Here is a 25,461-nt window from a genome sequence, read left to right on the forward strand (position 1 = left end):
AGCCCGGTCAAGCCAGGCTCTTGCTCACCACCTCGAACACATCGGCCGACAGCCCGCCGGACGCCAGGATGCGTTCCAGCTCGGCCTTCATCAGCGCCTGGCGGGCGCTGTCGTATTTGCGCCAGCGGGTCAGCGGCGCCAGTTGCCGCGAGGCGATCTGCGGATTGAAAGCGTTGAGCTGGATGACCAGGTCCGCCAGGAAGCGGTAGCCCGAGCCGTCGGCGGCGTGGAAGTTGATCAGGTTCTGCCCGGCGAACGCGCCGATCAATGCCCGGACCTTGTTCGGGTTCTTGAGGGTGAACGCCGGGTGCTCCATCAGTGCCTTGACCCGCGCCAGGCCACCCGGCAACGGGCTGCCGGCCTGGACGCTGAACCATTGGTCCATGACCAGCGGGTTGCCCTTGAAGTTTTCCGCGAACACTTCCAGCGCCTTGGCCTTCTCGGCCTCGAACGGCGAGTTGACCAGCACGGCGAGTGCCGTCAGGCGCTCGGTCATGTTGTCGGCGGTGTCGAACTGATCGAGCGTCGCGCTCAGCACTTCCGGCTTGTCGGTCAGCATCAGGTACGACAGCGCGATGTTCTGCAACGCGCGACGGGCGAAATGCTCGGCCTCGGCCACGTATGGCGTGCGCCGGGACAGGTCGCGATTGGCTTCGTAGCGCAACCACAAGGCTTCGAACAGGCTGTCGGCCAGTTGCTGGCGAGCGAATTCGCGGGCGGCGTGGATCGCCTCGACGTCCGCCACTTCGCTGATTTCGGTCAGGTAGGCTTCGCTTGGCAGCGAGAGCATTTCGGCGACCATCGCCTGGTCCAGGGAATCGTCCGACAACACCGTGCGCAACGCGCTGACCAGTCGAGGGTCGAGCACCAGGCCCTCGCCCTTCTGGTGCTGGCCGATCAGCTCCTGCAACACCTGCACCGACAACTGCTGGCCGGCGTCCCAGCGGTTGAAGCCGTCGCTGTCGTGCTGCATCAGGAACATCAGTTGGTCGCGATCGTAGGGGAAGCTCAGCTTCACCGGCGCCGAGAAACCACGCAGCAAGGAAGGCAGGGGCTTTTCAGCGACATCGACGAACGTGAAGGTCTGCTCGGCTTCGGTGACCGAGATCACCCGGGTCGTGCCGCTGGCCGCCGCTTCGCCGCTCAGGCGCAGGGGCATTTCGGCGCCATTGCTGGCCAGCAGGCCCAACTCGACCGGAATCACGAACGGCAGTTTTTCCGCCTTGTCCGGCGTTGGCGGGCAGCTCTGGCGGAAGGTCAGGCTGTAGGTCTTGGCCGCGGCGTCGTAGGTCTCGCTGACCGCCAGCCGTGGCGTACCGGCCTGGCTGTACCAGCGCTTGAATTGGCCCAGGTCAACCCCGTTGGCATCTTCCATGGCCTTGATGAAGTCGTCGCAGGTCACGGCCTGGCCGTCGTGGCGCTCGAAGTACAGGTCGCTGCCCTTGCGGAAGCCTTCGGCGCCCAACAGGGTGTGGATCATGCCGACCACTTCCGAGCCCTTTTCGTACACGGTCAGGGTGTAGAAGTTGGAGATCTCGATGAAGCTGTCCGGGCGCACCGGGTGCGCCATGGGGCCGGCGTCTTCGGCGAACTGGTGGGTGCGCAGGTACGCCACGTCCTGGATGCGCTTGACGGTGGCCGAGTTCATGTCCGCCGAGAAACCGGCGTCGCGGAACACCGTGAAGCCTTCCTTGAGCGACAGTTGGAACCAGTCGCGGCAGGTCACGCGGTTGCCGGACCAGTTATGAAAGTATTCGTGGGCGACGATCGCCTCGACCCGCTGGTGCGCGGCGTCAGTGGCGGTTTCGGCACGGGCCAGCACGGCGCTGGAGTTGAAGATGTTGAGGCCCTTGTTCTCCATGGCGCCCATGTTGAAGTCGTTGACCGCGACAATCATGAAGATGTCGAGATCGTACTCGCGGCCATACACTTCTTCGTCCCAGCGCATCGACTTCTTCAGGCTGGTCATGGCGTGCTGGCACTTGTCGATGTTTTCCGGCTCGACGTAGATGCGCAGCGCCACGGTGCGCTCGGTCATGGTGGTGAAGGTATCTTCGACGCACCACAAGTCACCGGCCACCAGGGCGAACAGGTAGGCGGGTTTCTTGAACGGGTCTTCCCAGGTCGCCCAGTGCCGGCCGTCTTCGCCGGGGCCGCTGGCGATCGGGTTGCCGTTGGACAGCAGCACCGGATAGCTGTGCTGCTCGGCCACCACGGTGGTGGTGAACTTGCTCATCACGTCCGGGCGATCGAGGTAATAGGTGATCTTGCGGAAGCCTTCGGCCTCGCACTGGGTGCAGAACATGCTGCCGGATTTGTACAGGCCTTCCAGGGCCGTGTTGGTTTCCGGATGAATGCGCACGGTGGTGTCGACCGTGAATGCCTGCCCCTTGGGTTGCAAGGTCAGGTGGCTGTCATCCAGTTGATAATCGCCCTGCCCCAGGTCAGCGTCGTCAAGCTTGATCGACAGCAATTCCAGGTGTTGGCCATCAAGCACCAACGGCGGCAGCCCGGCACCGCGCTCCGGGTTGCGGCGCATCACCAGTTGCGCATGGACCAGGCTGTGGTCCTCGAACAACTCGAAGGTCAGGTGCGTCTCGTCGATCAGGTATTCGGGCGCCTGATAGTCCTTCAGGTAGATCATCTTCGGTTGTTCGGTGCGCATGGGTCGAATCCTTCTACTGATGCACGGCGAGCTGGTAAGCCGTGTATTTACGAATGTTGATCACGCCAGTGTCGAAAATCAGGTATTGGCCCTTGATTCCCAGCAGCGTGCCTTCGGCGATCGGGTCCTTGTCCAGGTTGAAGCTGACGATCTTGGCCGGGTATTGCGCCACCGGATAACGGATCTCGATGGGGTCGACGTCCGCTATGGTCTGGATCGCCTGCAGGCCGAATCGTTCCTGAAGCCCCTGCAAACCCTGGGCGCAGCTTTCAAACAGCGAATCGCGGATGGCGGGCAGGTCCACCGCCGCTGCGTCGCCCTTGAGCAACGCCCGCCAGTTGGTCTTGTCCGCCACCTGGCTGCGGAACAGGTCTTCGACGAAGCCCGACTGCTGCCGGGTCGCAACCCGCAGGATCGGCAGGGCCTGGCTCGCGCCCTGGTCCAACCAACGGGTCGGCAGTTGCGTGGCGCGGGTGATGCCGACTTTCACGCCCGACGAATTGGCCAGGTAGACCACATGATCGGTCATGCAGAACTGCTCGCCCCAGGCCGGATCACGGCAGGTGCCCGCGTCGAAGTGGCAACGCTCGGGACTCATGATGCACAGGTCGCACTGGGCCAGCTTGGTCATGCAAGGGTAGCAATAGCCCTGGCTGAAGCTGGTCTTGGTCCGACGTCCGCAGTGGGTGCAGTGGATCGCACCGAGGTATTCCAGGCGAATCGTGCTGCCGATCAACGGATTGACCGGCACCTCGACATCGCCCAGGCGAAAGGCGTATTGAACGGTCGGCCCGTCCAGGCGTGCCGACATCTTGCTGATTGCACCGCGGCCGATCTCGATCAATGGATGGCGTCCGACTTGAACAGGATATTCGGTACTTCGGTGGCTTTCGACTGGCACTCCTGGGGGCCCATGTAACCGGTGCGCTCTTCTTCGGGCAGGTTCTGGATTTCCCAGGCGATCATCGCCTGCAAGGACAGCTCGCGCTGCTCGGCGGTGAGCTTGTTGCCATCGGCCCATTTACCGATTTCCACGGCCAGTTTCAGGCTGCGGTAGATGTCGGGGGTGATGTTCTGGATCATTTCATTGAAGGAAGACATGGGTTCTCCGCGCAATCGCGCATTTTCAAAAAGGCACAGGTCGCCGATCAGAGGGCCATTTTACGGCGAGCGAACAGCCCGCCCAACAGCCCGGTGAAGCAGCCGACGAGCAGCCCGCCGACGTGGGCCGCATTGGCGATTTCACCGAAACCGATCAGCGAAACCAGCCCGGACAGGCACAGCAGCAACCACACCAGCATCATCACCAATACCCCACGGGGCAAGTGATAGGCCGGGTTCGGCGCGAGCAATTGGTAGATCCAGCAATGCCCCAGCAAGCCGTACAAGACGCCCGACAAGCCGCCGAACAGCGTCGGGCCGCTGAAAAAGTACTGGCTGAAATTCGAGACCAGGCTGAACAGCAGCGTCAGCCCCAACAAGTTGATACCGCCCTGGCGCGCCTCGATCCGCCGCCCCAACTCCCAATACCACATGCCGTTCATGGCGATGTGCAGGAAGCCGAAGTGGATCAGCATCGGCGTCACCAGCCGCCACCACTGCCCCGCCGCCAGGCTATCGGCCAACGGCGTGAACTGGATGTAGTCGCCGACGACGCGAAATTCAAGGAAGGTCAACCAGCGCAGGGTTTCAAGATTGTCCCCCAGGAGGGTGACGGCGCTGACGATCAGGCTCAGCAACAGCACCAGGGCCGTCACCGGGCTGCGGGTCAGCTGCGCGACGAGCCCGGGGCGCCGGGACGTGCCGCCCGTGTTCGGGAGTTCCAGCTGTTGGTCGGGGTCGCCAGCGGGAAAACGCTCGTACAACGAACGCACGTCCTCGCTGATTTCATCCGGCACCCACAGCACCTGCTCACCGGCCTCTTCGCTGACCCGATGGGGCACTTGCATGCGTTGCAACAACTTGACGAAGCCACTCAGGTCCACGCCCAAGGGCAAGCGCAGGACGGCCACGGCACTCATCGCACCACCTCCGGTCGCTCGACGTTGACCCAGACGAACTTGTGCGGGTCGAGGCGGGTTTCCTGGTCGAGGCGATAGGCGACCAATTTGCCGTAGAGCACCGCGCTGTAGTCCAGGCACGCCAGGTTCGGGCGGATCGGCGCGGGCTTGCCGCTGCGCCAGTAGTGGCCGACGAACAGCATCGGTTCATCGACGCCGTAGCGCAGCAGGTTGTTTTTCTCGTCCGGCGACAACGGCGTGCGCGCCACCGGTTCCGGCAATGCATCGGGTTGGAAGACGATGTCGCCGTAGGTCTGTGGGTTGTCTTCCCAGAATTTGGTGCGGAAGAACGCCCGCGTCAGGCCATCGCCGCCCGTCAGGGTCATGCCGTGGGGCAGGCGCATGTCGGTGCCGCGCAGCAGGCGGTCGAACACCGTGCAGGCAAAACTGCCCGATTCGGCCGACGCCTGGAGGAAATGCTCGTCGACGCAGCCATCCGGGAACAGGCCGCGCAAGGGCTCGATCAGGCCCGCGTCCCAGCAGGCGTGAACCACGCGGAAACGGCCGGCATCGACAAACAACGGCAGCTCATAGAACCACTTGAGGAAATCCTGCCAGTCGCCAGGGTGCTGCTCGAACTGGGTCAGGGTCTCGTTGAGCAGGCGGGCATGGCGCGGCGTGTGTTCACGCACGTAGCGCTGGCCGCTGCCCGGCAATGCTGGCGTGCTCCAACCCAGGGCGTTGAATTCGTGGTTGCCCATGATGCACAGCGCTTGGCCGGCCTCGACCATGTCGTGGACGATGTGCAGCGCCTCGCGAATCCGCGGGCCACGGTCGATGATGTCCCCCAGGAACACGGCCATGCGCGACGGATGCCGCCAGACCCCGCCCTGCTTGTGGTACCCGAGTCGGTCCAGCAGGTGTTCCAGGGTCAGGGCGCATCCGTGCACGTCGCCGATCAGGTCGTAACTGCGCGCGGGATCGAGCATCAGTCGCCTCCACCCCCCAACCGACTGCCCCAGCCGAGCTTGGTCCGGCAGACTTCGTAGTAATTGTGATCCAGTGGATGGATCAGGCGCAGCTTCTGCGCTTTTTTGCTGACGGTGATGGTGTCACCCGGCGCGCAGGTGAAATGGTTCTGGCCGTCACACGACACTTGTGGGTAGATCTGCATATCCTTGGACACGACGATTTTCAGCTCACTGTTGCCATCGACCACAATCGGTCGCCCAGACAAGGTATGGGGGTACATGGGCACAATCACAATAGCGTCGAGCTTGGGGTGCATGATCGGCCCGCCGGCCGACAGCGCGTAGGCGGTGGAGCCGGTCGGCGTGGCGACGATCAGGCCGTCGGCCTTCTGGCTGCAGACGAACTGGCCGTCGATGTACAGCTCGAATTCAATCATGCGCGTGGACTTGCCTGGGTGCAGCACCACGTCGTTGAGGGCATCGCCCTGGCCGATGGCCTCGGCGTGACGACGGACCTCGGCTTGCAACAGGAAGCGGTTTTCCACCAGGTAGTGGCCGTCCAGCACCTCGGCGACCTTGATCTCCAGCTCGTCGGGGCGGATATCCGTCAGGAACCCCAGGCTGCCCCGGTTGATCCCCAGTACCGGGATGTTGTGCCGTGCCAAGGCCCGGGCGGCCCCCAGCAGGCTGCCGTCGCCACCGACGACGATGACCATGTCGCAGACCTCGCCGAGCATCTTGCGCGACGACGTCTGCAGGCCGTGGCCCGGCAGCACTTCGGCGATGGTGTCTTCGAGGATCACGTGCAGATGCCGCTCCAGGAGGAAGCGCTTGAGACGGCGAACGGTGTCCAGCACCTGTGAACTGCCCAGGCGACCGATGATGCCGATATTGCGAAATTGCTCCATGAGGCTCCTGCGAGGGTCTGCGGCGGGCGAAAAACCCGATTATGGGCGAAAGCGCTCCGTAGACAAAATTCTTTAAGCCTCCAGCGCAACGGCTATGCTCGCAACATGATCCTGTTTCCTGAATTGCTCGACCTGCCCCGCCGCCTGCGCCATCCCGAAGTGCGGGACCTGGCGTGGGTGATCATCGCGCCGCCGATGCTCATCGACACCCCTTGGCCCCAGCGTCACCCCCTGGCGGGCAGCGACTGGGTGCAACAGCCGCACCGGCTGGAACACTGGCTGCGGCAACTGGATCGCGACAGCTACCCGCTGCTGCAATGCCTGTCCCAAGGTCGGACACGGCGCCTGGGCCTGTATTACGAAAGGTTGTGGCAATTTGCCGTGCAGCACGCGCCGGGCATCCAATGGATCGCGGCGAACCTGCCCATTCGTCGCGAGGGTCATACGCTGGGGGAGTTGGATTTGCTGCTGCGTGACGGCGAAGGTGTTCATCACCTGGAGCTGGCGATCAAGCTGTACCTGGGCCCGCAGCAAGGCAACGGGCTCGACACTGCGCAATGGCTCGGCCCCGGCTGCCATGACCGACTCGATCGCAAGCTGGCGCACCTGCACGAACACCAACTGCCGATTTGCGCTCGTCCAGAGAGCCGCGAGGCCTTGGCGGCGCTGGGCATCGAATCGTTTCGTTCCCACCTTTGGCTCGGCGGCTACCTGCTCTACCCCTGGCCGGGCGAGGCCGAACCACCGAGCGGCGCGCACCCCAGGCATTTGCGCGGCCGTTGGCTGCATCAGCGCGACTGGTCCGGATTCGTCGCCCAGCGACCGCCTGGGCACTGGCAACCCCTGCCCCGCGCCGCCTGGCTCGCGCCGGCCCATTACCCTGCGGAGCAGGTGTGGACCGAGGCGCAACTGGACGCCTGGCGAACCGCCCTCGACCCAATGGCGCCGGCGCAACTGATGGTGCGCCTGACCGAGAATGCCGAGGGCGAATGGGAAGAAGCCGAGCGGGCATTCCTGGTGGCGGACCTTTGGCCGGATGTGCCGGGCAATGGCTGACACACGCCCTGTAGGAGCTGGCGAAGGCTCGGGCCGCGTTCGGACGATCTTTATCCTTCGCTTGGAACTCAAGTGCCAGGGGAAAGATCGCAGCCTCGCTTCGCTCGGCAGCTCCTACAGCGACAACCGCACAGCCAGCGCTGCCAACGTCACCAGCAACACCGGCACCGTCAACACGATGCCGACCTTGAAGTAGTAGCCCCAGCCGATGCGGATGTCCTTGCGTTCCAGCACATGCAACCACAGCAAGGTCGCCAGGCTGCCGATCGGGGTGATTTTCGGGCCCAGGTCGCTGCCAATGACGTTGGCGTAGACCATCGCCTCCTTGACCACCCCGGTAGCCTGGCTGGCATCGATGGACAAGGCGCCGACCAGCACCGTCGGCAAATTGTTCATCACCGAGGACAAAAGCGCGGTCAGAAGCCCCGTGCCCATGGCCGCGCCCCACACGCCATAGCCTGCAAAACCGTCGAGCCAGTGGGCCAGGTAGCCCGTCAGGCCCGCGTTGCGCAGGCCATAGACCACCAAATACATGCCCAGGGAAAAAATCACGATCTGCCAGGGTGCTTCTTTCATCACCTTGCGCGTGGAAATCTTGTGGCCGCGTGCCGCCACGGCGAGGAGCAACGCCGCGCACACCGCTGAAATCGCGCTGATGGGAATCCCCAGCGGTTCCAGGGCAAAGCAGCCCAGCAAGAGGATCACCAACACCGCCCAGCCGGCATAAAACGTCGCGGTGTCGTGGATCGCGGTCGCCGGATCGTCCAGTTGATGGGGGTCGTAGTCGCTCGGGATATCGCGACGAAACACCCACAGCAGTATCGCCAGGCTGGCCGCCACGCTGACCAGGTTCACCGGCACCATGACCGACGCATAGCGATTGAAGCCGATACCGAAGAAGTCCGCCGAGACGATGTTCACCAGGTTCGACACCACCAGCGGCAGGCTGGCGGTGTCGGCGATGAAGCCGGCGCCCATCACGAACGCCAGCGTGGCCGCTGGAGAAAAGCGCAGGGCCAGCAGCATGGAAATCACGATGGGTGTCAGGATCAGCGCCGCCCCGTCATTGGCGAACAGCGCCGACACCAGGGCGCCAAGCAACACCATGAAGGCGAAAAGCTTGCGTCCATTGCCCCGCCCCCAACGCGCCACATGCAGGGCCGCCCAAGCGAAGAAACCGGCCTCGTCCAGCAGCAGGCTGATGATGATCAGCGCGACGAACGTACCGGTGGCGTTCCAGATGATCTGCCAGACCACTGCAATGTCACCGACCTGCACCACCCCGCTGAGTAACGCCAACAATGCGCCGAGGGTAGCGCTCCAGCCGACACCCAAGCCTTTGGGCTGCCAGATCACCAGCGTGATGGTCAGCAGGAAAATCAATGACGCGACGAGCATGCATAACAACCTGAAAAGAGAATGCTAAAGACAAGGAACAACAACCACGCAACAGGGCGTGGCGAGGGAGCTTGCTCCCGCTGGACCGATCCGACGCCTCGGGCGCAGCAGGCCCCGGGTTTTGTGCTGATACGCAGACAGTGTTGGGGGGGCCGCTTCGCGGCCCAGCGGGAGCAAGCTCCCTCGCCACGGGGCTGCGGTGGTATCAGGCTTTCTTGTGTTGCTCGACCCACTTGCCATAGGCATCGATGAATTTCTGCAAAAACGGCCTGACCGAATCCGACAGGTTGCCCGCCTCGTCGAACGCCGTCCCCGCGCCGCTCAGGTAGGCTTCCGGTTGCTGCATGCAGGGCACGTCGAGAAATACCAGGGACTGACGCAGATGATGATTGGCGCCGAAGCCACCCATGGCACCCGGTGAAGCACTGATCACCGCGCCCGGTTTGCCGCTCAGGCAGCTCTGGCCATAGGGGCGCGAGCCGACGTCGATGGCGTTTTTCAGGGGGGCCGGGACCGAGCGGTTGTACTCCGGGGTCACGAACAACAACGCATCGGCGGCCCCCACCTTCTGGCGAAACGCGGTATAGGCCGCCGGCGGCGTGACGTCGAGGTCTTCGTTATAAAGTGGCAACTCGCCAATCTCGACGATTTCCAGCTTCAGATGGGCCGGTGCGAGTTCGGCCAGTGCAAGGGCAATCTTGCGGTTGATTGACGCCTTGCGCAGGCTGCCCACTAAAACGGCGACTGTGTAGACATGACTCATGGGAAGTTTCTCGACTGTCGGATTAAAGGGAAGCGTGTAGTTATAGATGATCGGCACGACAATTGGACCAGTGGAACGTCGAAAACCCGCCACACCGACTATTTTTTTCTTGTAGGAAAACTTACCGCACTTGACCAAGGTCTACAGAACCGCAAATCGAGTGATCTATTTCCAGAGGTTCTAAGCAATGGCAGCAGTACTTGTCGGACAATTCCATGCACGGGACGCCGAAGGCCGCGTCTATTCGGTGCATGAATTCCAAGAATCAGACCCGTCGCAAGACGGCAGTGGCAAGGATGTCATCACCTATAAGCTGGCCATTGGCGACCGCGTCGACAAGCTGGATGAGGACACTTTCCGCCTGGTGCAGTCCGGCGTCCAACTGATCCGCGAGCCGGAAACAGCGCCGCAGCCGCAGGCACACGTTGAACCGCAGATCGCGTTATAACGGCCTGCATGAGCAGAAGTCGCACCCGCAATTGGGTTAGGATTCAGCCACTCAATGGCTTACCTGCCTAATACGGACTTCTTGCATGCGTTTACGCCACATCGAAGTGATCCAGGCGCTGTTGCAGACTGGCCACCTGGGCACAGCGGCCGAATGGCTGCAATTGCCAGTGGCCGAGGTCGAGTCGATCCTGCGCGATGCCGAAGCCCAGCTCGGCTTCATGCTGTTCGCCAGCGTGCGTGGACGATTGCAGGCGACTCGCGAAACCCTGGCGTTGCGCGATGGCATCACGCAGCTGTACGACACCCTCGAACCGATACAACGGCTGGCGAGTAGCCTGAAACATTACCAGGCGCCGCCCCTTCGCATCATTTGCACGCCACCATTGGCCCAACAACTGGTGCCCCTGAGCGTCGCCGCCTTGCGCCGGCGACATCCAGATGCGCCTTGCACGCTCCTCAGCCAGCCGACCCGCGACATCGTCAAGCATCTGTTGCTGCGCGAAAGCGACTTGGGCCTGAGCCTGCACGACCCCGAACATCCCGACATCCAGTGCCAGATGATCGCCCAAGGCAAATTGCAATTGCTGGCGCCTCACGGCTGGCTGCAACCGCGGCAAAAATACATTTCGCTTCAGGACCTGGCGGGCCAGTCGCTGGTGGGGCTCGAAGGTCACGACCCCTTGAGCCCGGCCTTCGACCATAAACTGGCAGCACTGCGTCCCGCGCCGGTGATCCAGATCCGCGTGCAGACGCACCAGATGATGCGGGCGATGGTCGAGGCCGGCGAAGGCCTCGCCATTGTCGATCCGTTCACCGCCTCAGGGGCCAAGGGCAGCGGGCTGGATATCTGCCCGGTGTCACCGGCGGTACCCATCTGCCTTTACGCACTGAGCCTGAACGGCGCGGAGCCGACACCCACGATCCAATCGTTGCTGGAGCGGATCAAGGAACAAGCCGAGGCGTTGCTGAACCACTGATCGTCATGCCCAGTGGGTCGTCGAACAACCGGTACCAGAACAACGCCACCTCGGCGGTGTGCCGATCAATGCCGCGATAGCGCAAGTGATCGATGCCACCCAGCACATAGCCGCAGCGCTCATAGAGCCGGCAGGCACCGAGGTTGTTGTTCTGTGTTTCCAACATGATGCCCGGGAGTTTTTTCTTGCGACTCCAGAACAGCGCCACGTCCAGCAATGCCTTCGCCACACCATGCCGGCGCGCCGGGGCATGCACCGCCAACTCGTCGATATGGGCGTAACCGTTCCAATTGGTACTGACCACCAGATGCCCCACGGGCTGGTCGTCCAGATAGGCCATGAAGATTTCACTTTCCGGGGCATTGCGGAAGCTGGCGAACTCTTCCGGATCGATGCCATAGCACTTGCGATACGGAACGATGGGCGTCACCGGCCACTGGCTTACCGGCCGACCGATCTGCGCCGTGCCATAGGCGCTGACGTCGAAACTGAAATCGCTGCCCCAGATATAGGTGGCGAATCCGTCATCGGCAACGCGGACCGACAAGCCAGGGTGCTTGGGATTCATGACGGGTTGCATGCTGGGGAAGGTCCTCATTCCTTGAGGCAACCAACAGCGAAATGCCATCCATTGCCCTTGTCTTTCAAATCATCACACATCAAGCGGGATCCGTAGCCTGCCCGTTACCTCAGGTTAGAAGGTCGTGGCGATTGTGGCGAGAAATGAACGATGGATAACCTTGCTCGCGATGGCCCCTGTAGGAGCTGGTGAAGCCTGCGATCTTTTGATCTTTCACTCGAGACTCAACTGCCAGGGGAAAGATCGCAGCCTCGCTCCGCTCGGCAGCTCCTACGGAACGACATGGCCTAACAGGGGTTCATCCGTGCGCGGTGGCTTGCGCCTCGACCAATTGCGTCCACAATGCCGGGGCGCCGGCGGACTTGGCGATGGCTTCCAGACGTGCGGCATGTTCGGCCAGGTCGCTTTCGCTGGCGCGGATGATCCGGGCGGGCTTGCGGTCTGCCGGCAGACGACGGATTTCCGTGGCCTGGTTGCCGGACCCTTCACCGGTACCGTTGCCGTCCGAGGCGTTGCCCGCCAGGGACAGGCTGGTCTGGCCGCCGGTCATGGTCAGGTAGACGTCGGCCAGGATCTCGGAATCGAGCAAGGCGCCGTGCAATTCACGGCCGGAGTTGTCGACGCCGTAGCGCTTGCACAGGGCATCGAGGCTGTTGCGCTGCCCCGGGTGCCGTTCCCGGGCCATCATCAGGGTATCGAGGATGGTGCAATGCCGGGTGATATCGGCCCGGTCATGCTGGCCCATCAGGGCAAATTCGTTATTGATGAACCCGACGTCGAACGCCGCGTTGTGGATGATCAGCTGCGCGCCCTGGATGAACTCGAAGAACTCATCGGCCACTTCGGCGAAACGCGGCTTGCCCACCAGGAATTCGTTGGTGATGCCGTGCACGCCGATGGCGCCCTCGTCGCTTTCGCGGTCCGGTTGAAGGTAAACGTGGAAATGGCGACCGGTCAGGCGTCGACCGATCAACTCGACACAGCCGATTTCGATAATCCGGTGACCGTCGGTCACCGGCATGCCGGTGGTTTCGGTATCCAGTACTACAGATCTGTTGGCCATCAGTGTTCAGCTCTCAACGGGCAGTCTTGCAAAAGCGCGGATATTAGCACGCTCGGATAAAGGATAAGCCGCAGCCCTGCTTTTTTGGCGAGGGAGCTTGCTCTCGCTCGGCTGCACCGTAGGAGCTGCGTAGGAGCTGCGTAGGAGCTGCGTAGGAGCTGCCGAGTGAAACGAGGCTGCGATCTTTCCAGTGCCCTTTGAGTCTCAAGCGAAAGATCAAGATCAAGATCAAGATCAAGATCAAAAGATCAAAAGATCAAAAGATCAAAAGATCGCAGCCTTCGGCAGCTCCTACGGGCGTCAAGCCTGCTTGTAGCCCCGCACCTCATCCACCCCGCGATTGGCCAACTGGTCGGCCCGCTCGTTGCCGTGGTGGCCGATGTGCCCGCGCACCCATTTCCAGGTGACGTTGTGGCGATTGACCTGCTCGTCCAGCAGCTTCCACAGGTCGGCGTTCTTTACCGGTTCCTTCGCCGCCGTCTTCCAGCCGCGTTTCTTCCAATTGGCCATCCACTCGTTGATGCCTTTCATCACGTATTGCGAGTCGGTCACCAGCAGCACATCGCATGGCCGCTTGAGCTCTTCGAGGCCCCGAATGGCCCCCATCAACTCCATGCGGTTGTTGGTGGTGTTGGCTTCGCCGCCCCAGAGCTCCTTTTCCACGCCTTTGCACACCAGCAAGGCCCCCCAGCCGCCCGGACCGGGGTTGCCTTTGCAGGCGCCATCGGTGAAGAGTTCTACGCTATCGCTCATGCCAATCTATCCAGAAAAAAATACAAAGACCTGCCGCCCGGGGAGCGTTCAGCACTCGCAACAGGATGCAGGCCAGGACCAGCGGAAAAGGGTCACGGCTCGATGTGGCGCCGATTGACCTTGGCCATCGGCAAGGGAATCAGCTTGCCCATCGGCTCGCGTCGCGCCTGGCGCACCGGGCGCAACCCGACTGCGATCTTGCGCGCCACCAATAGATAAAAACCGCCGCCGGACAACTGCCAGCCACCGGCCCTGCGCTCCCAGCCGGCCAGGCGGGCCTGCCACTTGGGTGACGCAAGCGGCGGACGATAGCACCCGAAGCGGCGTTTCTCCAGCGCAAAGCCCAGCAGGTTGAGCCAATCCCCGACCCGCGAAGCCGAGATGCAACGGGCCTGGCGCAACGCGTCGCTGGCGAACACGTGGCGCAGCCCCCAACTGCTCCAGGGGTTGATGCCGAGGATCAGCAGATGCCCGCCGGGGCGCACGCTGCTGGCGGCTTCTCGCAGCAAGCCATGGGGCGACAGGCAAAAATCCAGGCCGTGCTGCATGACCACCACGTCGGCGGCATGCTCACTCAACGGCCAGGCCTGCTCCTCGCAGACGATCTCCACCCCGGGCAACGGAGCGCCCAGGCGCACATTGCGCTGGACCTGCGGTGCCGAAGGCGGTGTTTGCGCCGAAGGGCCGTAATGCACGAGATAGCCACCAAAGAACCGGCCCAACTCGTCTTCGAGCATCCGCCGTTCTTCTTCCAGTAAAAATTGCCCGACAGGGCCGGACAGCCATTCACGGGCGGAGCTGATCAATGCCAGCCAGTCAGGATCAGCCTGAGCGAACGCTTCATCGGTCATTGCATTCTCCAACGCGCCAGGAAGTTCTAAGATGCGCCTTTGTTTCAAGCTTGGCGAATTCCACGATGATACAGATCAGTGCCCTGCCCGCGTTTACCGATAACTACATTTGGTTGTTACAGGACCACACGACCCAACGCTGCGCCGTGGTCGATCCCGGCGATGCCGCGCCCGTGCGGGCCTGGCTCGACGCCCATCCCGGATGGACCCTGAGCGACATCCTGGTCACCCACCACCATCATGATCATGTCGGCGGTGTCGAATCGCTGAAAAGCGCAACGAACGCCACGGTCTTCGGCCCGGCCAGCGAAAACATCCCGGCGCGGGACATCGCCCTGAGCGACAACGCGAACATCACTGTGCTCGGCCTGGAATTCGATGTCCATGCCGTGCCAGGGCACACGCTGGGCCACATCGCCTACTACCACCGCGGCCTGCTGTTTTGCGGCGACACGCTGTTCGCCGCCGGTTGCGGCCGGCTCTTCGAGGGCACGCCCGAGCAGATGCACCATTCCCTCAGCCGACTCGCCGCGCTGCCTGAAGATACCCTCGTTTATTGCACCCATGAATATACCTTGAGCAACCTGAAGTTTGCCGCCGCGGTCGAGCCGGGCAATCCGGACGTCGCCGCCCGCCTGGAAAAAGTCGTCGAGCAACGCAACCAGGGCGTCATGACCCTGCCTTCGACCCTCGCCCTGGAGAAACTCACCAATCCGTTTTTGCGCACGTCTGAAACATCCGTTAAACAAAAAGCAGACGAACGGAACGGCCAGCGAAACCAGACGCCGAGTGAGGTTTTTGCGGCCTTGAGGGCCTGGAAAGATAAGTTCTAAGGCAGCTATCGATTGATACAAAAATTCTGAATGGTTGACCTGCTGGGGTGCGCTTCCTAGAATCGGCCGACATTTTTGCCCGGAACTTACTTCCAGCCAATGTCGTCATCTATCCGTAGGTCCGTCCAGTCAGACACATTGACCCGCTTGGCTCAAGCCATCGCGGTGGCTGTGTCCGCCACGCTGGCGGGCTGTCAGAGCAGCGGCCAGGTGCCGCAGACCGATGCCGCGCATACGCCGAATATCGCCGCGCGAGCCAAGCAGAAACCTGTGTGGCTCAATGAAAAACCCAGCCCGCAGGTGCCCCAGGACGTCTGGGAGCGCATGCGCCAAGGCTTTCAGCTCCAGGAAACCGCCGGCGTCAACCCGCGCATCGAACAACAGCGCCTGTGGTTTGCCAGCAACCCGTCCTTCCTGGAAAACGCTGGCGAGCGCGGCAGCCTGTACATCCACTACATCGTCGAGCGTCTCGAAGAACGCAACATGCCGCTGGAGCTGGCGCTGCTGCCGGTGATCGAAAGCGCCTACAACCCCATGGCCTACTCACGGGCCAACGCGGTGGGCCTGTGGCAATTCATCCCGTCCACCGGCCGTTATTTCAACCTGCGCCAGACCCGCTTCTATGACGGGCGCCGCGATATCACCGCGTCCACCACGGCCGCCATGGACTACCTGACGCGCCTGCACGACATGTTCAACGGCGACTGGTTGCTGGCACTGGCAGCCTACAACGCAGGCGAAGGCACGGTCAGCCGCGCCATCGAACGCAACGAGAAGCTTGGCCTTCCCACCGACTACTGGAACCTGCCGCTGCCCAGCGAAACCCAGGCCTACGTGCCCAAGCTGCTGGCGCTGTCCCAGGTCGTGATGGCCCCCGATGCGTATGGCGTGAACCTCAACCCGATCGCCAACGAACCCTACTTCCAGGTCGTCGAGATCAACCAGCGCATGGACCTGTCCAAGGTCGCGGCTGTCGCCAACATCGACGAAGACGAGCTGTTCCAGCTCAACCCGGCCTTCAAGCAACGCACCACCATCGACGGCCCGCAGCACCTGCTCGTCCCAACCTCCAAGGCGCAACTGCTGACTGCCAGCCTGTCGACCATGCGCCCGGAAGAATTGATCAGTCCACGCTCGCTCAAGCCGGTCTTCGAGACCGCCGATGACAGCGAAGTGGAAGGCGCCAGGCGCACCTACCGCGTCAAGCGCGGCGACAACCTGGCCCAGATCGCCAAGGCCAACAACGTCGAGACCAAGGACTTGCAGCGCTGGAACAAGCTCAGCGGCAACAAGCTCAAGGTCGGGCAGACCCTGGTGATGCAGGACACCAAACCGACCAGGGCCACGGGCAAGCGCATCAATACCGTAGTGGCCGTCAATGACAAGAAGCAAAAGAAGCAGACCCAATACAAGGTCAAGCAAGGTGACTCGCTGTATGTCGTCGCCAAGCGCTTCAACGTCGAAATGCAGCACCTCAAGCGCTGGAATCCCAGCATGGGCAAGGCGCTCAAGCCTGGGCAGATGCTGACGGTCTATTCCCCGCATTGATCATCGAGACTCCGCTGGCCTCTGTAGGAGCTGGCGAAGCCTGCGATCTTTTGATCTCGGCCCTTGATCCTTTGATCTTTCGCTTGAGATTCAAGCGTCAGGGTCAAGATCGCAGCCTCGCTTCGCTCGGCAGCTCCTACACACCCCCGCCTTTTTCCTGCCGATACAAGCTGTTACTGTACAGCCCATAACAGCCCAAGCCGCCTGGATCGGATCCCAGACTTGATACGTCCCCTCCTCCTGCTCCTGATCAGCCTGGCCTTGAGCTCCCCCGCCGGCGCCACCATCAGCGAAAGCCATGGCTATGCGCAGTTCGGCACGCTCAAGTACCCGGCCAGGTTCACCCACTTCGACTGGGTCAACCCGCAAGCGCCCAAGGGCGGCACGCTGCGGATCATGGCGTTCGGCACCTTTGATACCCTCAATCCCTACACATTCAAGGGCAGCAGCCCGGTTTCCACGCCGAACTTCCTGCAATACGGCATCAATGAGCTGAACGAACCGTTGATGGTCGGCACCGGCCAGTACGCGCCATCCGGTGACGAACCGACGTCAAGCTACGGCCTGATCGCCCAATCCGTGGAGTACAGCGAGGACCGTAGCTGGGTGGTGTTCAACCTGCGGCCCGAAGCGCGCTTTCACGACGGCGTGCCGATCACCGCCTATGACGTGGCGTTCTCCTACCGGACGCTGCTCAAGGACGGCCATCCGCAATACCGCACCAACCTCCAGGAAGTGCTGCGAGTCGACGTCCTCGGCCCGCTGAAAATCCGTTTTGTCTTCAAGCGCTCGGGCAATCCGCTGCTGATCCTGCGCCTGGGTGAACTGCCGGTGTTGCCGCAGCATTACTGGAAAGACCGCGATTTCAAGGCCACCACCTTCGAACCGCCCCTGGGCAGCGGCCCTTACCGCATCACCAAAGTGCAGCCAGGTCGCCAGTTGGTGTTCGAGCGGGTCAAGGATTATTGGGGCAAGGACCTGCCGGTCAATCGCGGCAAGTACAATTTCGATCGAATGGAAGTCGAGTTCTACCGCGACAGCGACGTCGCCTTCGAAGCCTTCAAGGCCGGCGAATTCGACATCTACATCGAACACCAGGCCAAGAACTGGGCCAACGGCTACGACTTCCCGGCGGTGGACCGTGGCGAGGTGATCAAGGCGCAGATTCCCCATCAGATTCCGACCCAGACCCAAGGCCTGTTCATGAACACCCGGCGCAGCACCTTCGCCGAAGTGAAGGTGCGCGAAGCACTGGGGCTGATGTTCGATTTCGAGTGGACCAACCGCACCCTGTTCAGTGGCGCCTACAAACGCACCCTCAGCTACTACCCCAACAGCGAGTTCTCCGCCACGGGACTGCCCGTGGGCCACGAATGGCTGCTGCTCAAGCCGTATCGCGAACAACTGCCGCTGCGCTTGCTGACCGAACCGTTCAGCCTGCCCCAGACGGACGGGCGCGGCATTCCCCGGGAAACCTTGCGCAAGGCCCTCGCCCTGCTGAAGGAGGCCGGATGGTCCCTCGACGGCCAGCGCCTGCTGAACGCCGACGGCCAGCCCCTGCGCTTCGAGATCCTGCTGGTGAACCCGAACCTGGAGCGCATCCTGCAACCCTACGTCGAGAACCTCGCCAGCATCGGCATCCAGGCCCGGCTGCGCACAGTGGACCGCGCCCAATACAAGCAGCGCCTGGACCAGTTCGATTTCGACATGATCCTGCTGACCCTGAACCAGACGCTCAGCCCAGGCCTTGAGCAGTGGCAGTATTTCCACTCCAGCCAGGTCGGGATCAAGGGCAGCAAGAACTACGCGGGCATTGCCAACCCCGTCGTCGATCACCTGCTGGAAAAGCTCCTCGCCGCCCAGACCCGGGATGAACAAGTCGCGGCGGGCAAGGCCCTGGACCGCGTGCTGCTGTGGCAGCATTACTGCATCCCCAACTGGTATATCAATTATCATCGCCTGGCGTACCGCAACCGGTTCGCCTTCGTCACTACGCCGCCCTACACCCTGGGCTTGAGCGCATGGTGGCTGAAATCTTCGGAGAAAGATCAATGAAGCCTTTACGCGCCCTGCTCCTGCAGGCCAGCAGCCTGCTATTCGCCGGGTTGGCTTGTGCCGCGCCGCAGCACGCCGTGACTTTGTACAACGAGCCCCCCAAGTACCCGGCCAACTTCAAGCATTTCGACTACGTCAACCCGGACGCGCCCAAGGGCGGCGTGTTCCGCCAGGGTGGCTTTGGCGGTTTCGACAGCCTCAATCCGTTCATCAGCAAAGGCGTGCCGGCCGATGACATCGGGCTGATCTACGACACCCTGGCCAAGCAGGGCCTGGACGAACCCTTCACAGAATATGGCTTGGTCGCCGAAAAAATCGAGAAAGCCCCGGATAACGCCTGGGTACGTTTTTATCTGCGCCCCGAGGCCCGCTTCAACGACGGCCATCCGGTGCGCGCCGAAGACGTGGTATTCAGCTTCCAGACGCTGACCAAGGACGGCGCGCCGATGTTCCGTGGCTATTACAACGACGTCGCCGAAGTCATCGCCGAAGACCCGCTCAAGGTGCTGTTCAAGTTCAAGCACACCAACAACCGTGAATTGCCGTTGATCCTCGGCCAATTGCCTGTATTGCCCAAGCATTGGTGGGCCAGCCGCGACTTCAGCAAGGGCAACCTGGAAATCCCCCTGGGCAGCGGCCCGTACAGGGTCGCCGAAGTGAAGGCCGGACGCTCGATCCGCTACGAGCGGGTCAAGGATTACTGGGGCAAGGACTTGCCGGTCAATCGCGGCTTCTACAATTTCGATGTGCTGGTCACCGACTACTACCGCGACAACACCGTGGCGGTCGAGGCGTTGAAAGCCGGGCAGTTCGACTACTGGCTGGAAATGACTGCCAAGAACTGGGCCAACGCCTACAACATCCCGGCCGTGACCGAAGGCCGGCTGATAAAGGAACAGATCCCCAACGGCAATCCTACCGGCATGCAGGGTTTTATTTACAACCTGCGCCGGCCGGTCTTCCAGGACATACGGGTGCGCAAGGCCCTGAGCCTGCTGTTTGACTTCGAATGGACCAACAAGCAACTGTTCAACGGGGCCTACGCCCGCACCCGCAGTTATTTCGAAAATTCCGAGATGGCCGCCACCGGCCTGCCTGGCGAAGATGAACTGAAGATTCTCGAACCCCTGCGCGGCAAGATTCCCGAGCAGGTGTTCACTGAAGCCTTCCAGGCTCCGATCTGCGACGGCAGCGGTATGATCCGCGACCAACAGCGCAAGGCCTATCAACTGCTGCAAGAAGCCGGCTGGCGCATCGTCGACGACAAGATGGTCGATGCCCAAGGCAAGCCCGTGGTGCTCGAGTTCCTGCTGGCCCAGACCGACTTCGAGCGGGTCTTGCTGCCGTTCAAGCGCAACCTGAGTGACTTGGGCATCGACCTGGTGATCCGCCGCGTCGATGTATCCCAGTACATCAACCGCGTGCGTTCCCGGGATTTCGACCTGGTAGTGGGCAGCTTCCCGCAGTCCAGTTCGCCGGGGAACGAACAGCGCGAATTCTGGATGTCCGCCGCGGCCGACAAGCCTGGCAGCCGAAACACCATGGGCCTGAAAGACCCCGCCGTCGACCGGTTGGTGGAGCAACTGATCAACGCCGACTCACGCCAGAGCCTGGTGGCAAACGCCCGGGCACTCGACCGGGTGTTGCAGTGGGGCTACTACGTAATTCCCAACTGGCACATCAAGACGTGGCGCGTCGCCTACTGGAACCACATCGGTCATCCGAAAATCACGCCGACCTATGACATCGGCACGACCACGTGGTGGGTCAAGCCGGAGGTCAAGCCGGCCGATGAAGTAGAGAAGCAGGTCATCGAGCAGCAAATCGCCGCCCCTGCGAGCGTGGAGTAACAACATGCTGGCTTACATTTTTCGGCGACTGCTGCTGATCATCCCGACCCTGTTCGGCATTCTGTTGATCAACTTCGTGATCATCCAGGCCGCGCCCGGCGGGCCGGTCGAGCAGATGATCGCCAAGCTCGAAGGTTTCGAAGGCGCCACCAGCCGCATCGCTGGCGGCGGCGCCGAGGTGTCGGTGGCCGGTTCCTCCTACCGTGGCGCCCAGGGCCTGGACCCGGCACTGGTCAAGGAAATCGAGCGCATGTACGGCTTCGACAAATCGGCCCCGGAACGCCTGTGGATCATGATCAAGAACTACGCCCACCTGGACTTCGGCGACAGTTTCTTCCGCGACGCCAAGGTCATCGACCTGATCAAGGAAAAGATGCCGGTGTCCATCTCCCTCGGGTTGTGGAGCACGCTGATCATGTACCTGGTGTCGATTCCACTGGGGATCGCCAAGGCGACGCGCCACGGCAGTCATTTTGATGTGTGGACCAGCTCGGCGATCATTGTCGGCTACGCCATCCCGTCGTTCCTGTTCGCCATCCTGCTGATCGTGGTGTTTGCCGGGGGAAGCTATTTCGACTGGTTTCCCCTGCGAGGACTGACCTCCAACAATTTCGACGAGCTGACCCTGGGCGGCAAGATCCTCGATTATTTCTGGCACCTGGCGTTGCCCGTGACAGCGCTGGTGATCGGCAACTTCGCCACCATGACCTTGCTGACCAAGAACAGCTTCCTCGATGAGATCAACAAACAGTACGTGGTCACAGCCAAGGCCAAGGGCCTCACGCGCAACCGGGTGCTCTATGGCCATGTGTTTCGCAACGCGATGCTGCTGGTGATCGCCGGGTTCCCCTCGGCGTTCATCGGGATTTTCTTCACCGGCTCGCTGCTGGTGGAAGTGATTTTCTCCCTCGACGGCCTCGGCCTGATGAGTTTCGAAGCGGCCATCAACCGCGACTACCCGGTGGTGTTCGGCACCCTGTTCATCTTCACCCTGCTGGGGCTGGTGGTGAAGCTGATCGGCGACCTGACCTACACCCTTGTCGATCCGCGCATCGACTTCGAAAGCCGGGAGCATTGAGATGAACCTGTCCCCACTCAATCGCCGCCGTTTCGAACTGTTCAAGGCCAACAAGCGTGGCTGGTGGTCGTTGTGGCTGTTCCTGATCCTGTTCGGGCTGAGCCTGGGCGCCGAGTTGATCGCCAACGACAAGCCGCTGGTGGTGCATTACGACGGCGGCTGGTACTTCCCGGCCCTCAAGCGCTACCCCGAGACCACCTTCGGCGGTGAGTTCCCGCTGGAGGCCAACTACAAGAGCCCGTACATTCGTGAGTTGCTCGCTGCCAAGGATGCCTGGGTGGTGTGGGCGCCGATTCCGTTCAGCTACCAGAGCATCAATTACGACTTGAAAGTCCCGGCCCCGGCGCCGCCCTCCTCGGTGAACTGGCTCGGCACCGACGACCAGGGCCGCGATGTGCTGGCGCGAGTCATCTATGGCTTTCGTATCTCGGTGCTGTTCGCGCTGACGTTGACGATACTCAGCTCGATCATCGGCGTAATCGCGGGGGCCCTGCAGGGTTTCTATGGCGGCTGGGTGGACCTGGCCGGCCAGCGTTTCCTGGAGATCTGGTCCGGGTTGCCGGTGCTGTACCTGCTGATCATCCTCGCCAGTTTCGTCCAGCCCAATTTCTGGTGGCTGCTGGGCATCATGCTGCTGTTTTCCTGGATGAGCCTGGTGGACGTGGTCCGCGCCGAGTTCCTGCGCGGGCGCAACCTGGAATACGTGCGCGCCGCGCGGGCGCTGGGCATGCAGAACGGCGCGATCATGTTCCGGCATATCCTGCCCAACGCCATGGTCTCGACCATGACGTTCATGCCCTTCATCCTCACCGGCGCCATCGGCACCCTCACCGCCCTGGATTTCCTCGGCTTCGGCCTGCCGGCGGGCGCGCCCTCCCTGGGCGAGCTGGTGGCCCAGGGCAAGTCCAACCTCCAGGCGCCGTGGCTGGGCATCAGCGCGTTCGCCGTGCTGGCGGTCATGCTGAGCCTGCTGGTGTTCATCGGCGAGTCCGCTCGCGATGCCTTCGATCCGAGGAAGTGATATGAACCAGGACAATCTGATCGAAGTACGCGACCTGGCGGTGGAATTCATCGTCGGCGAACGCCGCCAGCGGGTGGTCGAGGGCGTCAGTTTCGACATCAAGCGCGGCGAAACCCTGGCCCTGGTGGGCGAAAGCGGCTCCGGCAAGTCCGTGACGGCCCACTCGATACTGCGTTTGTTGCCCTACCCGCTGGCCCATCACCCCACCGGGACCATCCAGTATGCCGGCCAGAACATGTTGGGCCTGAAGGAAAAAACCATCCGCCACATCCGCGGCAACCGGATCGCGATGATTTTCCAGGAACCGATGACCTCCCTTAATCCGCTGCACTCCATTGAAAAACAGATCAATGAGGTGCTCGGCATCCACAAGGGCCTGACCGGCAAAGTTGCCACTCGGCGAACGCTGGAACTGTTGGAGCTGGTCGGGATTCCCGAACCCCACAAGCGCCTCAAGGCCCTGCCCCACGAGCTGTCCGGTGGCCAGCGGCAACGGGTGATGATCGCCATGGCCTTGGCCAACGAGCCGGAACTGCTGATCGCCGACGAACCGACCACGGCACTGGACGTCACCGTACAGCTGAAAATCCTCGATCTGCTCAAGGATTTGCAGGCGCGACTGGGCATGTCGCTGCTGCTCATTAGCCACGATTTGAACCTGGTGCGAAGAATTGCGCATCGCGTATGTGTCATGCAGCGCGGTTGCATCGTCGAACAGGCAACGTGCGCAGAGTTGTTCCGCGCGCCGCAACATCCGTACACTCGGGAATTGCTGGCCGCCGAGCCCAGCGGCAACCCGGCAGACAACGTCGTCGGCCCGCCGCTGTTGCAGGTCGAGGACTTGAAAGTCTGGTTTCCGATCAAGAAAGGCCTGTTCAAGCGCACGGTCGATTACATCAAGGCCGTGGACGGCATCCGCTTCGACCTGCCCCAGGGCCAGACCCTGGGCATCGTTGGCGAAAGCGGTTCCGGCAAGTCCACCTTGGGCCTGGCGATCCTGCGGTTGATCGGCAGCCAGGGTGGGATCCGCTTCGAAGGCAAACAGCTGGGCAGCCTGACGCAGCAACAGGTCCGGCCGCTGCGCCGGGAGATGCAAGTGGTGTTTCAGGACCCGTTCGGCAGCCTGAGCCCACGGATGTGTGTGAGCCAGATCGTCGGCGAAGGGTTGCGGATCCATAAGATCGGCACCCCGGCCGAACAGGAACAAGCGATAATCGCGGCATTGAAGGAGGTCGGCCTGGACCCGGAAACCCGGAACCGCTACCCCCATGAATTTTCCGGAGGGCAACGGCAGCGTATCGCCATTGCCCGGGCCCTGGTGCTCAAGCCGGCGTTGATTCTGCTGGATGAACCAACGTCGGCCCTGGACCGTACCGTGCAACGCCAAGTGGTGGAGCTGTTGCGGTCGCTGCAAACCAAGTACAACCTGACGTACCTGTTTATCAGCCATGACCTGGCTGTCGTCAAAGCGCTGAGCCACCAACTGATGGTGGTCAAGCATGGCCAAGTGGTCGAACAAGGTGATGCCCGCAGCATATTCGCCGCGCCGCAACACCCCTATACACAGCAGTTGCTGGAGGCCGCCTTCCTGGCCCCAACAACTGCCGAATAACCTGAAAGAGGAGCAACACATGGGTTTTCTCGCCGGTAAGCGCGTACTGATCGTCGGTGTCGCCAGCAAGCTGTCCATCGCATCCGGCATCGCCGCCGCCATGCATCGCGAGGGCGCTGAGCTTGCCTTCACTTATCAGAACGACAAACTCAAGGGTCGTGTCGAAGAGTTCGCGCAAGGCTGGGGTTCGAGCCCTGAGCTGTGCTTCCCCTGCGACGTGGCCAGCGATGAAGAAATCGCCAAGGTCTTCGAAGAACTGAGCAAGAAGTGGGACGGCCTGGACTGCATCGTGCACTCCGTGGGCTTCGCCCCGGGCGACCAGTTGGACGGCGACTTCACCGAAGCCACCACCCGTGAAGGTTTCCGCATCGCCCACGACATCAGCGCCTACAGCTTCGTGGCCCTGGCCAAGGCCGGCCGCGAAATGATGAAAGGCCGCAACGGCAGCCTGCTGACCCTGTCGTACCTGGGCGCCGAGCGCACCATGCCGAACTACAACGTCATGGGCATGGCCAAGGCTTCCCTGGAAGCCGGCGTTCGCTACCTGGCCGGCTCCCTGGGCCCGGATGGCACCCGCGTAAACTGCGTATCGGCTGGCCCGATCCGCACCCTCGCCGCCTCCGGCATCAAGAACTTCCGCAAGATGCTGGCCGCCAACGAAGCGCAAACCCCGCTGCGTCGCAACGTCACCATCGAAGAAGTCGGCAACGCCGGCGCCTTCCTGTGCTCGGACCTGGCGTCGGGCATCAGCGGTGAAATCATGTACGTGGACGGCGGCTTCAACACCACCGCCATGGGCAACATCGAAGAGTAATCTTCGCGCTGCAACAAAAACGCCGCTTGCCCTGGAAAGGACAAGCGGCGTTTTTTTGCCCTGTAAAAATATCTGTGGGAGCGAGCTTGCTCGCGATTGCAGTGGGTCAGTCAACGGTGATGTAGGCTGTGCCGGCGTCTTCGTCGGATCGCCGCCCGGAGCAAGCTCGCTCCACATTGGCCTGCGTCGTCCAACATACCCGGGCACGACATAGC

Annotated in this window: 23 protein-coding genes; 11 read left to right on the top strand and 12 right to left on the bottom strand. The window is 62.1% G+C overall.

Features of this window, described 5'->3' with window-relative positions:
- Positions 1 to 7: 7 nt before the first annotated feature.
- Genes pepN through M8Q45_RS13315 form a run of 6 tightly spaced genes read right to left on the bottom strand, consistent with a single transcriptional unit; the run spans position 8 to position 6,544 of the window.
- On the bottom strand, positions 8 to 2,665 hold the full coding sequence (gene pepN, locus M8Q45_RS13290) for an aminopeptidase N (RefSeq protein WP_249875134.1): 2,658 nt from the start codon (positions 2,663 to 2,665) through the stop codon (positions 8 to 10).
- Between the two features lie 13 nt (positions 2,666 to 2,678).
- Positions 2,679 to 3,509: a DUF2797 domain-containing protein gene (locus tag M8Q45_RS13295; protein WP_249875135.1), complete on the bottom strand. Its 831-nt coding sequence runs from the start codon at positions 3,507 to 3,509 to the stop codon at positions 2,679 to 2,681.
- Entirely contained in the window at positions 3,506 to 3,766 is a 261-nt protein-coding gene (locus M8Q45_RS13300) for a YeaC family protein (protein ID WP_030142618.1), read from the bottom strand. The genes M8Q45_RS13295 and M8Q45_RS13300 overlap by 4 nt, the downstream gene beginning before the upstream one ends.
- A 47-nt stretch (positions 3,767 to 3,813) precedes the next feature.
- Positions 3,814 to 4,686, bottom strand: coding sequence for a rhomboid family intramembrane serine protease (locus M8Q45_RS13305; protein WP_249875136.1), 873 nt, complete (start codon positions 4,684 to 4,686; stop codon positions 3,814 to 3,816).
- Positions 4,683 to 5,657, bottom strand: a complete 975-nt coding sequence (locus M8Q45_RS13310) for a metallophosphoesterase (protein WP_249877322.1) — start codon at positions 5,655 to 5,657, stop codon at positions 4,683 to 4,685. Before M8Q45_RS13310 ends, M8Q45_RS13305 begins: the two co-directional genes overlap by 4 nt.
- Positions 5,654 to 6,544: an NAD(+) kinase gene (locus tag M8Q45_RS13315; RefSeq protein ID WP_003180647.1), complete on the bottom strand. Its 891-nt coding sequence runs from the start codon at positions 6,542 to 6,544 to the stop codon at positions 5,654 to 5,656. Before M8Q45_RS13315 ends, M8Q45_RS13310 begins: the two co-directional genes overlap by 4 nt.
- 105 nt (positions 6,545 to 6,649) lie before the next feature.
- Between M8Q45_RS13315 and M8Q45_RS13320 the strand changes: the two genes are divergently transcribed.
- The gene (locus M8Q45_RS13320; RefSeq protein WP_249875137.1) at positions 6,650 to 7,600 is read left to right on the top strand and encodes a DUF1853 family protein; all 951 of its coding nucleotides are present in this window, start codon (positions 6,650 to 6,652) and stop codon (positions 7,598 to 7,600) included.
- 114 nt (positions 7,601 to 7,714) lie between these two features.
- Here the strand turns inward: M8Q45_RS13320 and M8Q45_RS13325 are convergent, their stop codons facing one another.
- Positions 7,715 to 8,998: an arsenic transporter gene (locus M8Q45_RS13325; RefSeq protein ID WP_249875138.1), complete on the bottom strand. Its 1,284-nt coding sequence runs from the start codon at positions 8,996 to 8,998 to the stop codon at positions 7,715 to 7,717.
- A gap of 205 nt (positions 8,999 to 9,203) precedes the next feature.
- On the bottom strand, positions 9,204 to 9,761 hold the full coding sequence (locus M8Q45_RS13330) for an NADPH-dependent FMN reductase (protein ID WP_249875139.1): 558 nt from the start codon (positions 9,759 to 9,761) through the stop codon (positions 9,204 to 9,206).
- Positions 9,762 to 9,948: 187 nt separating this feature from the next.
- Between M8Q45_RS13330 and M8Q45_RS13335 the strand changes: the two genes are divergently transcribed.
- Entirely contained in the window at positions 9,949 to 10,209 is a 261-nt protein-coding gene (locus M8Q45_RS13335; protein ID WP_249875140.1) for a hypothetical protein, read from the top strand.
- Positions 10,210 to 10,294: 85 nt separating this feature from the next.
- Positions 10,295 to 11,188, top strand: coding sequence for a LysR substrate-binding domain-containing protein (locus M8Q45_RS13340; RefSeq protein WP_249875141.1), 894 nt, complete (start codon positions 10,295 to 10,297; stop codon positions 11,186 to 11,188).
- Here M8Q45_RS13340 and M8Q45_RS13345 read toward each other — a convergent pair.
- The 4 genes from M8Q45_RS13345 to M8Q45_RS13360 form a co-directional block, all read right to left on the bottom strand.
- A complete protein-coding gene (locus tag M8Q45_RS13345; protein WP_249875142.1) occupies positions 11,154 to 11,768 on the bottom strand; it encodes a GNAT family N-acetyltransferase in 615 nt (204 codons plus the stop codon). The genes M8Q45_RS13340 and M8Q45_RS13345 overlap by 35 nt on opposite strands.
- A 298-nt stretch (positions 11,769 to 12,066) precedes the next feature.
- Entirely contained in the window at positions 12,067 to 12,831 is a 765-nt protein-coding gene (dnaQ, locus tag M8Q45_RS13350) for a DNA polymerase III subunit epsilon (RefSeq protein ID WP_249875143.1), read from the bottom strand.
- A gap of 300 nt (positions 12,832 to 13,131) precedes the next feature.
- Complete coding sequence (gene rnhA / locus M8Q45_RS13355) at positions 13,132 to 13,584, bottom strand: ribonuclease HI (RefSeq protein ID WP_030142629.1); 453 nt, start codon at positions 13,582 to 13,584, stop codon at positions 13,132 to 13,134.
- A 92-nt stretch (positions 13,585 to 13,676) separates the two neighbouring features.
- Positions 13,677 to 14,435 (bottom strand): class I SAM-dependent methyltransferase, encoded by a 759-nt coding sequence (locus M8Q45_RS13360; protein WP_030142630.1) that lies wholly within the window; start codon positions 14,433 to 14,435, stop codon positions 13,677 to 13,679.
- A 65-nt stretch (positions 14,436 to 14,500) separates the two neighbouring features.
- On the opposite strand from M8Q45_RS13360, the gene gloB reads away from it, so the two are divergent.
- The 8 genes from gloB (at position 14,501) to fabI (ending at position 25,246) form a co-directional block, all read left to right on the top strand.
- Positions 14,501 to 15,268: a hydroxyacylglutathione hydrolase gene (gene gloB / locus M8Q45_RS13365; RefSeq protein WP_249875144.1), complete on the top strand. Its 768-nt coding sequence runs from the start codon at positions 14,501 to 14,503 to the stop codon at positions 15,266 to 15,268.
- Positions 15,269 to 15,367: 99 nt separating this feature from the next.
- Positions 15,368 to 16,816 (top strand): transglycosylase SLT domain-containing protein, encoded by a 1,449-nt coding sequence (locus M8Q45_RS13370; protein WP_249875145.1) that lies wholly within the window; start codon positions 15,368 to 15,370, stop codon positions 16,814 to 16,816.
- 222 nt (positions 16,817 to 17,038) lie between these two features.
- Entirely contained in the window at positions 17,039 to 18,871 is a 1,833-nt protein-coding gene (locus tag M8Q45_RS13375) for an extracellular solute-binding protein (protein WP_283939040.1), read from the top strand.
- Positions 18,868 to 20,721 (top strand): extracellular solute-binding protein, encoded by a 1,854-nt coding sequence (locus M8Q45_RS13380; protein WP_249875146.1) that lies wholly within the window; start codon positions 18,868 to 18,870, stop codon positions 20,719 to 20,721. Before M8Q45_RS13375 ends, M8Q45_RS13380 begins: the two co-directional genes overlap by 4 nt.
- 4 nt (positions 20,722 to 20,725) lie before the next feature.
- Positions 20,726 to 21,799: a microcin C ABC transporter permease YejB gene (locus M8Q45_RS13385; RefSeq protein ID WP_030142635.1), complete on the top strand. Its 1,074-nt coding sequence runs from the start codon at positions 20,726 to 20,728 to the stop codon at positions 21,797 to 21,799.
- Between the two features lies 1 nt (position 21,800).
- Complete coding sequence (locus M8Q45_RS13390; RefSeq protein ID WP_217861752.1) at positions 21,801 to 22,820, top strand: ABC transporter permease; 1,020 nt, start codon at positions 21,801 to 21,803, stop codon at positions 22,818 to 22,820.
- Position 22,821: 1 nt separating this feature from the next.
- Positions 22,822 to 24,432, top strand: coding sequence for an ABC transporter ATP-binding protein (locus M8Q45_RS13395; RefSeq protein WP_249875147.1), 1,611 nt, complete (start codon positions 22,822 to 22,824; stop codon positions 24,430 to 24,432).
- A 19-nt stretch (positions 24,433 to 24,451) separates the two neighbouring features.
- Positions 24,452 to 25,246, top strand: coding sequence for an enoyl-ACP reductase FabI (gene fabI / locus M8Q45_RS13400; RefSeq protein WP_003202751.1), 795 nt, complete (start codon positions 24,452 to 24,454; stop codon positions 25,244 to 25,246).
- Positions 25,247 to 25,461: the final 215 nt, after the last annotated feature.

The sequence above is a fragment of the Pseudomonas sp. T1.Ur genome, assembly GCF_023516725.1.
Lineage (GTDB): Bacteria > Pseudomonadota > Gammaproteobacteria > Pseudomonadales > Pseudomonadaceae > Aquipseudomonas > Aquipseudomonas alvandae.

What these genes read in the sequence shown, in the direction of transcription:
- M8Q45_RS13370 (WP_249875145.1), top strand. Translation starts at nt 15,368, where the DNA reads ATGTCGTCATCTATCCGTAGGTCCGTCCAGTCAGACACATTGACCCGC.
- M8Q45_RS13305 (WP_249875136.1), bottom strand. Translation starts at nt 4,686, where the DNA reads ATGAGTGCCGTGGCCGTCCTGCGCTTGCCCTTGGGCGTGGACCTGAGT.
- M8Q45_RS13335 (WP_249875140.1), top strand. Translation starts at nt 9,949, where the DNA reads ATGGCAGCAGTACTTGTCGGACAATTCCATGCACGGGACGCCGAAGGC.
- M8Q45_RS13390 (WP_217861752.1), top strand. Translation starts at nt 21,801, where the DNA reads ATGAACCTGTCCCCACTCAATCGCCGCCGTTTCGAACTGTTCAAGGCC.
- dnaQ (WP_249875143.1), bottom strand. Translation starts at nt 12,831, where the DNA reads ATGGCCAACAGATCTGTAGTACTGGATACCGAAACCACCGGCATGCCG.
- M8Q45_RS13315 (WP_003180647.1), bottom strand. Translation starts at nt 6,544, where the DNA reads ATGGAGCAATTTCGCAATATCGGCATCATCGGTCGCCTGGGCAGTTCA.
- fabI (WP_003202751.1), top strand. Translation starts at nt 24,452, where the DNA reads ATGGGTTTTCTCGCCGGTAAGCGCGTACTGATCGTCGGTGTCGCCAGC.
- M8Q45_RS13380 (WP_249875146.1), top strand. Translation starts at nt 18,868, where the DNA reads ATGAAGCCTTTACGCGCCCTGCTCCTGCAGGCCAGCAGCCTGCTATTC.
- M8Q45_RS13325 (WP_249875138.1), bottom strand. Translation starts at nt 8,998, where the DNA reads ATGCTCGTCGCGTCATTGATTTTCCTGCTGACCATCACGCTGGTGATC.
- M8Q45_RS13345 (WP_249875142.1), bottom strand. Translation starts at nt 11,768, where the DNA reads ATGCAACCCGTCATGAATCCCAAGCACCCTGGCTTGTCGGTCCGCGTT.
- M8Q45_RS13330 (WP_249875139.1), bottom strand. Translation starts at nt 9,761, where the DNA reads ATGAGTCATGTCTACACAGTCGCCGTTTTAGTGGGCAGCCTGCGCAAG.
- pepN (WP_249875134.1), bottom strand. Translation starts at nt 2,665, where the DNA reads ATGCGCACCGAACAACCGAAGATGATCTACCTGAAGGACTATCAGGCG.
- rnhA (WP_030142629.1), bottom strand. Translation starts at nt 13,584, where the DNA reads ATGAGCGATAGCGTAGAACTCTTCACCGATGGCGCCTGCAAAGGCAAC.
- M8Q45_RS13300 (WP_030142618.1), bottom strand. Translation starts at nt 3,766, where the DNA reads ATGTCTTCCTTCAATGAAATGATCCAGAACATCACCCCCGACATCTAC.
- gloB (WP_249875144.1), top strand. Translation starts at nt 14,501, where the DNA reads ATGATACAGATCAGTGCCCTGCCCGCGTTTACCGATAACTACATTTGG.
- M8Q45_RS13360 (WP_030142630.1), bottom strand. Translation starts at nt 14,435, where the DNA reads ATGACCGATGAAGCGTTCGCTCAGGCTGATCCTGACTGGCTGGCATTG.
- M8Q45_RS13320 (WP_249875137.1), top strand. Translation starts at nt 6,650, where the DNA reads ATGATCCTGTTTCCTGAATTGCTCGACCTGCCCCGCCGCCTGCGCCAT.
- M8Q45_RS13340 (WP_249875141.1), top strand. Translation starts at nt 10,295, where the DNA reads ATGCGTTTACGCCACATCGAAGTGATCCAGGCGCTGTTGCAGACTGGC.
- M8Q45_RS13395 (WP_249875147.1), top strand. Translation starts at nt 22,822, where the DNA reads ATGAACCAGGACAATCTGATCGAAGTACGCGACCTGGCGGTGGAATTC.
- M8Q45_RS13385 (WP_030142635.1), top strand. Translation starts at nt 20,726, where the DNA reads ATGCTGGCTTACATTTTTCGGCGACTGCTGCTGATCATCCCGACCCTG.